This is a genomic window from Citrobacter sp. Cc139 (genome assembly GCF_030334645.1).
Classification (GTDB): domain Bacteria; phylum Pseudomonadota; class Gammaproteobacteria; order Enterobacterales; family Enterobacteriaceae; genus Citrobacter; species Citrobacter werkmanii.
Genome location: NZ_JAOWDM010000067.1, coordinates 22078 through 32408, shown reverse-complemented (window position 1 = coordinate 32408; position 10331 = coordinate 22078). Strand labels below are relative to the sequence as shown.

At 56.0% G+C, this 10331-nt stretch carries 10 protein-coding genes; 3 read left to right on the top strand and 7 right to left on the bottom strand.

The annotated features are described in order from the left end of the window. Nucleotides 1-380: 380 nt before the first annotated feature. Together purH and purD are read left to right on the top strand one after the other, a co-directional pair. Entirely contained in the window at nt 381-1970 is a 1590-nt protein-coding gene (gene purH / locus OGV69_RS04625; RefSeq protein WP_038636165.1) for a bifunctional phosphoribosylaminoimidazolecarboxamide formyltransferase/IMP cyclohydrolase, read from the top strand. A gap of 15 nt (nt 1971-1985) precedes the next feature. Continuing rightward, a complete protein-coding gene (gene purD, locus OGV69_RS04620; protein ID WP_038636163.1) occupies nt 1986-3275 on the top strand; it encodes a phosphoribosylamine--glycine ligase in 1290 nt (429 codons plus the stop codon). Here the strand turns inward: purD and zraR are convergent. Together zraR and zraS are read right to left on the bottom strand one after the other, a co-directional pair. Continuing rightward, nucleotides 3272-4597 (bottom strand): sigma-54-dependent response regulator transcription factor ZraR, encoded by a 1326-nt coding sequence (gene zraR, locus OGV69_RS04615; RefSeq protein ID WP_069325393.1) that lies wholly within the window; start codon nt 4595-4597, stop codon nt 3272-3274. The genes purD and zraR overlap by 4 nt on opposite strands. A 5-nt stretch (nt 4598-4602) precedes the next feature. Continuing rightward, complete coding sequence (zraS, locus tag OGV69_RS04610; protein WP_069325392.1) at nt 4603-5988, bottom strand: two-component system sensor histidine kinase ZraS; 1386 nt, start codon at nt 5986-5988, stop codon at nt 4603-4605. Between the two features lie 254 nt (nt 5989-6242). On the opposite strand from zraS, the gene zraP reads away from it, so the two are divergent. Further along, a complete protein-coding gene (zraP, locus tag OGV69_RS04605) occupies nt 6243-6686 on the top strand; it encodes a zinc resistance sensor/chaperone ZraP (protein WP_069325391.1) in 444 nt (147 codons plus the stop codon). Nucleotides 6687-6760: 74 nt separating this feature from the next. On the opposite strand, the gene OGV69_RS04600 is transcribed toward zraP, so the two are convergent. From OGV69_RS04600 to hemE, 5 genes are all read right to left on the bottom strand, one after another. After that, entirely contained in the window at nt 6761-7453 is a 693-nt protein-coding gene (locus tag OGV69_RS04600; protein WP_038642958.1) for a DUF1481 domain-containing protein, read from the bottom strand. A gap of 11 nt (nt 7454-7464) precedes the next feature. Continuing rightward, a complete protein-coding gene (gene hupA / locus OGV69_RS04595; RefSeq protein WP_001044509.1) occupies nt 7465-7737 on the bottom strand; it encodes a nucleoid-associated protein HU-alpha in 273 nt (90 codons plus the stop codon). 186 nt (nt 7738-7923) lie between these two features. Next, nucleotides 7924-8514 carry a YjaG family protein gene (locus OGV69_RS04590; protein WP_003842015.1) on the bottom strand — a complete coding sequence of 197 codons (591 nt, stop codon included), beginning with the start codon at nt 8512-8514 and terminating at the stop codon, nt 7924-7926. 33 nt (nt 8515-8547) lie between these two features. After that, a complete protein-coding gene (gene nfi / locus OGV69_RS04585; protein WP_038636148.1) occupies nt 8548-9228 on the bottom strand; it encodes a deoxyribonuclease V in 681 nt (226 codons plus the stop codon). Nucleotides 9229-9237: 9 nt separating this feature from the next. After that, nucleotides 9238-10302, bottom strand: coding sequence for a uroporphyrinogen decarboxylase (gene hemE / locus OGV69_RS04580; RefSeq protein ID WP_042314226.1), 1065 nt, complete (start codon nt 10300-10302; stop codon nt 9238-9240). Nucleotides 10303-10331: the final 29 nt, after the last annotated feature.

The window sequence follows — 10331 nt, the reverse complement described above, 5'->3', positions numbered from 1 at the left end:
CGGGCTGTTTGTGTGAAGTGATTCACATCCGCCGTGTCGATGGAGGCGCATTATAGGGAGTTTCCTTCAGCCCGCAACCCTTAAATGACAGAAAAATGACTGACTGCTGCATTCCACAGCAGAACCCCGCCTTATACCCATTTACACACAGAGTTATCCACAAAATAAGGTTCTCCTGCGATCATCACTTCGATTTACCCCTCATCTATAAAGCTGAAATAATCGAATTAAAGGAAAGAGAAAAATTCGCGAGCGTTGCGCAAACGTTTTCGTTACAATGCCACCGCACAACAAGGATGCCCCGTGAGGGGCGTTAGCTGAGTTTTTAGCCAAGAATTCACCTAACGCTCTCTGTAATAGTCAAATCCAGGGGATTTACCATGCAACAACGTCGTCCAGTCCGCCGCGCTCTGCTCAGTGTTTCTGACAAGGCCGGTATCATCGAATTCGCTCAGGCACTTTCCGCACGCGGTGTGGAGCTGCTGTCTACGGGGGGGACCGCCCGCCTGTTAGCAGAAAAAGGCCTGGCAGTGACCGAAGTTTCCGATTACACCGGTTTCCCGGAAATGATGGATGGACGCGTGAAGACCCTGCATCCAAAAGTCCACGGCGGCATCCTCGGCCGTCGCGGCCAGGACGATGCGATCATGGAACAGCATCACATCGCCCCTATCGATATGGTGGTCGTTAACCTGTACCCCTTCGCCGAAACCGTAGCCCGTGAAGGCTGCTCGCTGGAAGATGCGGTAGAGAACATTGATATCGGCGGCCCGACCATGGTGCGCTCTGCTGCCAAGAACCATAAAGACGTCGCCATCGTGGTGAAGAGCAGTGACTACGACGCCATTATTAAAGAGATGGATGCTAATGAAGGCTCTCTGACTCTCGACACCCGTTTCGATCTCGCGATTAAAGCTTTCGAACACACCGCCGCCTACGACAGCATGATTGCCAACTACTTCGGCAGCATGGTTCCGGCCTACCACGGTGAAAGCAAAGAAGCCGCCGGTCGCTTCCCGCGTACGCTGAACCTGAACTTCATTAAGAAGCAGGATATGCGCTACGGCGAGAACAGCCACCAGCAGGCAGCCTTCTATATAGAAGAGAATGTGAAAGAAGCGTCCGTTGCCACCGCACAGCAGGTGCAGGGCAAAGCGCTCTCCTACAACAACATCGCCGATACCGATGCGGCACTGGAATGCGTGAAAGAGTTCAACGAGCCAGCCTGCGTGATCGTCAAGCATGCCAACCCGTGCGGCGTGGCGGTGAGCTCCACTATTCTCGACGCTTACGACCGTGCGTACAAAACCGACCCAACCTCCGCGTTCGGCGGCATCATCGCCTTCAACCGCGAGCTGGATGCCGAAACCGCGCAGGCGATTATCTCCCGCCAGTTCGTGGAAGTGATCATCGCCCCGTCCGCGACCGAAGAAGCGCTGAAGATCACTGCCGCTAAACAGAACGTTCGCGTCCTGATCTGCGGCCAGTGGGCACAGCGTGTGCCGGGTCTGGACTTCAAACGCGTTAACGGCGGCCTGCTGGTTCAGGACCGCGACCTGGGTATGGTAGGCGAAGGCGAACTGCGCGTGGTGTCTAAACGCCAGCCGACCGAGCAAGAGCTGCGTGACGCGCTGTTCTGCTGGAAGGTAGCCAAGTTTGTGAAGTCCAACGCTATTGTGTATGCCAAAGAGAACATGACCATCGGCATAGGCGCAGGCCAGATGAGCCGTGTCTACTCCGCGAAAATCGCCGGGATTAAAGCGGCTGACGAAGGTCTGGAAGTGAAAGGCTCCGCGATGGCCTCCGACGCCTTCTTCCCGTTCCGTGACGGTATTGATGCCGCTGCCGCCGTGGGCGTGAGCTGTGTGATCCAGCCTGGCGGTTCTATCCGTGATGATGAAGTCATTGCCGCTGCCGATGAACACGGTATCGCGATGATCTTTACCGACATGCGCCACTTCCGCCATTAATCCACGGAGCAGACGATGAAAGTATTAGTGATTGGCAACGGCGGGCGCGAGCACGCGCTGGCGTGGAAAGCGGCGCAGTCGCCGCTGGTTGATACCGTTTTTGTCGCACCGGGCAACGCGGGCACCGCGCTGGAACCCGCGCTGCAAAACGTGGCTATCGGCGTAACCGATATCCCGGCGCTGCTGAGCTTTGCCCAGAACGAGAAGATTGACCTGACCATCGTTGGCCCGGAAGCGCCGCTGGTGATTGGCGTGGTCGATGCGTTTCGCGCCGCAGGTCTGAAGATCTTCGGCCCAACCGAAGGCGCCGCACAGTTGGAAGGCTCCAAAGCCTTCACCAAAGATTTCCTCGCCCGTCATCACATCCCGACGGCGGAGTACCAGAACTTTACCGAGGTTGAGCCTGCGCTGGCTTACCTGCGCGAGAAAGGCGCTCCGATCGTCATCAAAGCCGACGGTCTGGCCGCCGGTAAAGGCGTTATCGTCGCGATGACGCTCGAAGAAGCGGAAGCCGCCGTGCAGGATATGCTGGCGGGTAACGCCTTTGGCGATGCAGGCCACCGCATCGTGATTGAAGAGTTCCTCGACGGTGAAGAAGCGAGCTTTATCGTGATGGTCGACGGCGAACACGTGCTGCCGATGGCCACCAGCCAGGACCACAAACGCGTGGGTAACGGCGATACCGGCCCGAACACCGGCGGGATGGGGGCTTACTCCCCGGCGCCGGTAGTCACTGATGAAGTGCACCAGCGCACCATGGAACGCATCATCTGGCCAACCGTGAAAGGCATGGCGGCGGAAGGGAATACCTACACCGGCTTTCTGTATGCGGGCCTGATGATCGACAAGCAGGGCAACCCGAAGGTAATCGAGTTCAACTGTCGCTTTGGCGATCCGGAAACCCAGCCGATCATGCTGCGCATGAAGTCGGATCTGGTGGATCTGTGCCTGGCCGCCTGCGACGGCAAGCTGGATGAGAAAACCTCCGAGTGGGACGAACGCGCTTCATTAGGCGTGGTGATCGCCGCGGGCGGTTATCCGGGCAGCTACAGCACCGGCGACGAGATCCACGGTCTGCCGCTGGAAGAAGTGGCTGACGGTAAGGTTTTCCACGCGGGCACCAAACTCGCCGATGACGACCGCGTGTTGACCAGCGGCGGCCGTGTACTGTGCGCCACCGCGCTGGGCCACACCGTCGCCGAAGCGCAGAAACGCGCTTACGCCCTGATGGCCGACATCCGTTGGAACGGTAGCTTCAGCCGTAACGACATCGGCTGGCGCGCCATCGAACGCGAACAGCGCTAACGCGAAATTTTCGCCAGCAGCGTTTTACGCGTAATGCCTAACTGACGGGCGGCTTCCGTTTTGTTGCCGCCCGTTTTTTCCAGCGCCGCCAGAATGACCTCTTTCTCCACTTCCATCAGCGGCTGAATCTCGCCACTGTATTCCGTTTTTATTGGCGTCGCGGCAATAGCCAGCGGCAGCTCGCGCTCGGTAATATACTCGCCCGTCAGCAGCACCACCGCCCGCTCCACCGCGTTCTCCAGCTCGCGGATATTGCCCGGCCAGTCGTAATGGATAAGCAGATCCATCGCCTGCGGAGTAAAGCCTTTCACCGCTTTACGGTTACGCGCGGCAAAACGCTGGAGAAAATGTTCGGCCAGCAGCGGAATATCTTCCCGACGTTGACATAATGCGGGCATTTCTATGGTGACCACGTTCAGACGGTAGTAGAGATCCTGGCGAAAACGTCCGGCACTGACCTCCTCGGCCAGATTACGGTGCGTGGCGGCGATCAGCCGGACATCAACATCAATTGTCTGGTTACTGCCAACCCGTTGCACCTCTCGCTCCTGGATAGCCCGCAGCAGACGCACCTGCATCAGCGGTGAGATATCGCCAATTTCATCAAGAAATAACGTGCCGCCGTCCGCTTCGACAAAACGCCCTTCCCGCCGTTTATCCGCCCCGGTAAACGCCCCTTTCTCGTGGCCAAAAAGTTCGGACTCCAGCAGCGACTCATTCAGCGCCGCGCAGTTCAGCGTCACTAGCGGCTTATCACTGCGCGCGCTGCTGGCGTGTAGCGCGCGGGCAACCAGCTCTTTCCCTGTCCCGGAATCTCCGTGGATAAGCACCGTGGCGTCCGAGGGCGCTACCATCGCAATTTCGTTGAGCAACTGCTGCATCGCCGGACTGCTGCCAATCATGCCAAACTGCACAGCCGACGCTGACAACACTTCAGCGCTCGTATCCCGCGTATGCGCCAGCGCCTTTTCCAGTGTTTCCTGCAAACGGTCAAAATCCAGCGGTTTGATTAAGTAGTCCAGCGCCCCGGTTTTCAGCGCCTCTACGGCGGTCTCCACGCTGGAGAAAGCCGTCATAATCAGTACCGGAATGGCTGGATTCAGGGCTTTAATCTCTTTTAGCGTTGCGATACCGTCCATCTCCGCCATGCGAACATCACACAGCACCAGATCAAATACGCGTTCACGCACCTGTTCCAGCGCCGCTCGCCCGCTATAAGCCAGTGCGACGTCATAACCCCAGCCACGCAGCAGCGCCTGTAAAATAGTGCAGTGGCTGATATCGTCATCCACTACCAGAATATCGATTTTTCCGCGCGTCATCCTTGTTAATCCTGTCGTTTCGCTTTCGTCGGGAGCCAGAGAGTAAAGACCGTACCTTTGCCCTCAATACTTGCCACCTGGATAGTGCCGCCGTGCTGTTCGATAATGTTCTGCACTACCGCCAGTCCCAGACCAGTACCATCAGCTTTGGTCGTATAGTAAGGCGTAAAAATAGCCTCCAGCTGTTCCGGCGCAATCCCCTTCCCGCTATCGGTCACCACGATTTTAACGCGATCGGCGCTGCTTTCACTCGCTTCAACCGTAATCGTGCCCTGACGGCCTATTGCATGAATGGCGTTCAGATAAAGATTCAGCAGAACCTGGGTGAGCCGATCGGGATCGGCCTCAATGGCAGGCAGCGTGGCATTGGCTGCAAATCGTAGCTGGATTTCCCGGCTTGCCGCATCCTGACTCACCAGGTTGAGTGAATGAGTGATGACCTGGTTGAGATCCACGTGTTGTAGCGTCAGATGTGCAGGTTTCACCAGTTCCAGCAGTTCGCTCACCACCCGATTTAAACGGTCCGCCTCTTTCGCCATCACCTGCGCCAGCTCGTGAGACTCACCGCCTGCCGGTGTTCGTTCGGCAAAATATTTTGCTAAACCTTTGATGGATGAAAGTGGGTTACGAATCTCATGTGCAACGCCAGCCGCCAGATGCCCGAGCGCCATCAGTTTTTCTTTGCGCTTCATCGCATCCTGTAGTTCTTTATACGAGCGCTGATAGCGCTGATACCAGAAGTACGTCAGCACGGTTGCCAGCAACACAGCCGCCAGCGCAGACAAAACAATCAGCGTATTTCGCCACTCTCTGGCCTGAGTCGCGGCCAGGTCGCTGGCATCGAAAGCGATAAAAATGGTCTGCGTTGGGGTGATAAGCTGCCCGTCATTGCTGGCGCAACGCGCCATGCCATGGCGTCCGGGCCCATACATCGGCTGGAACTGGCGATAAATTTCCAGAGCCGGCGTTGTTTCCCCCTCCCCCATTGGAATCTCAATTTTCCGCCAGCGTTCTTGTTCCCCGGGGTGTAGCTGCTGCAGGACATCGGGCGAATAAAGTGATTTACCCACCATCGCCGAATTGCTGTGGGTAATAATGACGCCATGCTCATCGACGACGGCAAACCATAACACACCTGGTTGTACGGCCATTTCCTCCAGCAGCGTCTGCTGCTGGGCATGATGCATGCGCATTCCCATACCCACCCGCGTGCCGGACTCCAGGGCGCGAATCAACACACTGCCTTTTTCCAGGAGCGTTTGTCGGGCGGCATCACTTTCCCGACCATAGTCCCGTATGGTCATAATCGAAAACCAGCCGACCAACATCAGGATTGCCGCCAGCAAGAGTCTGCTCAACCACTTTGCCACCGTGTCCTTATAAAGACGCATACGTTCTCCCTTTACCCACCGTTTCCTTTCTTCGTTGCCGGTATACAGCAGAAATCATGCCATTTTTTCTCCCTGAGAACCCTGCCCTCAGACACAAAGTAGCGGGTAAAAATGACCCGCAGGCGAATTCTGGCGAGTCATTTTTACTCGCTTTCCTACCGAGACGGCGAGAACAACCTCCGCAAGGCCTGGATTGCCGCTTTGGCACGGAAGATGCAAAAGGGAATATAAGCTAACCAACAGGAGAACGAACAATGAAACGGAACAACAAACTGGCGCTGATTGCACTCTCTCTTATCACTCTGGGCTCCACCCCGGCGCTGGCGCAACATCATTGGGGATATGGGGATGGTATGCAGCAACGGGGCGGCATACCAATGACCACCGAGCAGCAGGCTACCGCGCAGAAAATTTATGATGATTACTACTCCCAGACCAGCGCGTTACGCCAACAGTTGGTCTCCAAACGTTATGAGTACAACGCCTTGTTAACAGCCAGTTCGCCAGACACGGCAAAAATTAATGCCGTGGCAAAAGAAATGGAGGCTCTGAATCAGTCTCTGGATGAGCAGCGCGTTAAGCGTGATGTCGCGCTGGCGCAGGCAGGCGTGCCACGTGGTGCCGGAATGGGCTACGGCGGATGCGGCGGTGGCGGTAACTATCGCGGTGGCGGTCATATGGGAATGGGACACTGGTAAAGGACTTAATGCCTGATCGCGCTACGCTAATCGGACTACGGATGGATAAGACGCATTTGCGTCGCCATCCGGCGTTAAAATGTTTTCTCTTTCGGCTGCCAGTGACAAAAATCTTCATTGGCGACCAGCAGTAGTTGCGATCCTTCGGGCGCTTCCAGCCATGCCACGCTCACCTCTACGGATGAATGGCGCTGGCGGCGCTCAATATGGTTTATCGCCCACGATTCCAGATCGGGCTTTAGCGTTTCACCTTCACAGGTCGTCACCGTGTTATTCGCATGCCAGCGTCCCTGACGCAATATCACCCGTCCCTGACGCAGCGCATCGCTGGTCTGGCGGATTTGATCGGCGCGATAGCGGTAAAGCGCGATTTGATCGCTGGAAAGCTGTTGTTTTTGCCCGTCGACTTCACGCTGCATGAAACTCAATTCGCCCCGGTCATCGAAGCGTATCCGAACATGTTCCGACGGTTTACTGTATACGTTGAGTTCTATCAGAGAGAGCGAATCACCCTGCCAGCGGTATTCACTGGTGGTGGTATCGCCTTTACGCCACGGACTAAATACCGAGAGCAAGTGAACATCGTCGCTGGAATCTTTACGCCAGATGCGTACCGCCCCCTGATCGCCAACATAGCCGCTGGCCGTGAAGGGAGGAAGCTCAGAATGGCTACCACAGGCTGACAGTAACAGAACACCTGAAAGCCAAAGCGAATGACGCCAGATGGACAAAAGGGGCGAAACCGCCCCTTCGATAAAACTGTTCACTGCCACGCGAATTACTTAACCGCGTCTTTCAGTGCTTTACCAGAAACAAATGCCGGTACGTTAGCTGCGGCGATTTTGATTTCTTTACCGGTCTGCGGGTTGCGGCCAGTGCGCTCAGCACGGTGGTTCACTTTGAAGGTACCGAAACCAACCAGTTGTACAGCATCGCCTTCTTTCAGAGACTCAGTAATAGCAGCCAGAGTGGATTCCAGAGCAGCTTTAGCTTGTGTTTTAGACAGTTCTGCTTTGTCTGCAATTACATCAATCAGTTGAGTCTTGTTCATAAGTTATCCTTACAATGTGTTTATCGCTTGCTAAGCATCGAGTGCGACGGAAATGCCAGAAAAGCACTCTCCTGCATACACGCACCGATAGCCACTTTTTTTCGCCCCCCAAATGTAGACCAGACCGGGGGCGGATGGGAAGCCTTCAGGCACGACAAATCAGGCGTTAAATCACGTTTTATGGTGTCATTGCTGAAAATTTATACCAATATTGCTCTCACCAGCCTCGCGCAGGTCTGCACGAAGCCCTTTTATCAGCTCAATATCGCGTTCTTCACAGTCGGCTAAAAGTCGGAAAATTTCCCACTGAATATCCCATTCTTGCTCAACGGCAGGGTTCTCTTTCAGCTCTTCATCGGTCATTTCGCGACCAGCCTGGGTCATTTCCAGCATCGCAACCGTCGTAATCGATGCCTTGCTGACCTCAATCGCATGCTCCAGCGTTTCACCGCTAAGACGAGAATGCATCAGTTCGCTTAATGCCACGCAGGCATCAATCGCCGGGTAAACGCCGTACAGATCGTAATCATCCGCAGAAGGAATGGCCTCTTCAAACTTTTCCAGCTGGCTGTCGAAATTGATTTTCGCGTCTTTTACCGTCAGCGCTTCCCAAATTAAATCTAAAATTCGGCGGTAAATCTGCCCATCGCCAAATTCAGTTTGCTTGCAGAACATGGCGTAGTTTGGGTACATGCGCTCACAGAGGCAGGCCATAAACGTGACGTGCTGCCAGCTTTCCAGCTTCTCCAGACGCAGGTGAATCGGGTTTTGTAACATGATGAGTTCTCAAATACGGAAATTAGCCGCAGTTTACCCGATATGGGGCGTTTTTGCTGCAAGCCGCGTAAAAGACGGACGTTCTGATGCCACCGCATCCGCCCAGCGGGTCGGTTCCGGCAAACGATAACCGTTCATACAGCGCTGCACCCACGCCAGCGCGTTGTCCATGCCCACGCGGTGACCCGTAGAGATAAACAACGGATTACAGCGCGCTTTGCTGCGCCAGACCCATGCCAGCTGTTCGCCTTTATCCAGCAGCGGCGCGAGCGCACCGGGTTCGGCAGAGAGCGGCTCAAACTTGCCGCACAGACGTTTTTTCGCCACGCCAATGGTCGGGACATCTACCAGCAGACCAAAATGGCTGGCGACCCCCAGGCGACGTGGGTGGGAAATACCATGCCCGTCGACGAACAGCAGATCCGGTTTTTGCGACAGCTGTTGCCAGGCGGCCATCAGCGCGGGGGTTTCACGAAAGGAGAGAAAGCCGGGAATATACGGCATGGTGGTGGCGACCCGCGCCACCGTGTATTCAACCAGTTCCAGAGAGGGATACTTCAGCAGAACCATCGCGGCCCGCGTCACTTCGCCACCCTGCTCAAACCCGACGTCCGCTCCCCCGATCAGATCCGGCGGATCCTTGTCGAGGCGATCCTCGCGGATCACTGAAGAGGCCAGTTCAAGCTGCTGAGCGCGTAGCGACGCGAGATCCATAATGACTCCTTAGCGGTGGTATTGTTCGGACAGGCGATGCACTGCCTCCACAAACACCCCTGCATGTTCCGGCGGTACATCCTGATGGATGCCGTGACCGAGGTTGAAGACGTGGCCTTCACCCTGGCCGAAACCTGCAAGTATAGTCGCTACCTCGTCTTCGATCCGTGCCGGCGGCGCATACAGCATGGATGGGTCCATATTGCCCTGCAGCGCCACTTTATGGCCAACGCGACGACGCGCATCGGCGATATCTGTTGTCCAGTCGAGACCTAACGCATCACAGCCGGTTTCCGCCATCGCTTCCAGCCACTGACCGCCGCCTTTGGTAAACAGCGTCACCGGTACGCGACGGCCTTCGTTTTCACGCAGCAGACCATCAACGATTTTATGCATGTAGTACAACGAGAACTGCTGATAGTCGCGCCCGGTCAGCACGCCACCCCAGGTATCAAAAATCATTACCGATTGCGCGCCCGCTTTAATCTGCGCGTTCAGGTACAGCGTGACACTCTGCGCCAGCTTATCGAGCAGCAGATGCAGCGCTTTAGGGTCGGCATACATCATCTTTTTAATCACGGTGAAGGCTTTACTGCTGCCGCCTTCCACCATGTAGGTCGCCAGCGTCCACGGGCTGCCGGAGAAACCTATCAGCGGCACCTCGCCCTTCAGCTCACGGCGAATGGTGCGCACCGCGTTCATCACGTAGCCCAGCTCGCCTTCCGGGTCCGGAATCGGCAGTTTTTCAACGTCGGCCTTGCTGGTAATCGGTGAGGTGAAGCGCGGGCCTTCCCCGGCCTCAAAGTACAGCCCAAGCCCCATTGCATCCGGAATAGTCAAAATATCCGAGAAGAGGATCGCCGCATCGAGCTTGTAGCGACGCAGCGGCTGCAGCGTCACTTCGCAGGCCAGCTCGGCGTTTTTGCACAGCGCCATAAAATCGCCCGCCTCGGCGCGCGTGGCTTTATATTCCGGTAGATAGCGGCCCGCCTGGCGCATCATCCATACCGGGGTGACATCAACGGGCTGGCGCAGCAGCGCACGCAGATAACGATCGTTCTTCAGTTCGGTCATTTTTTGCAGTTCCTTATTGCGTCAGTCCC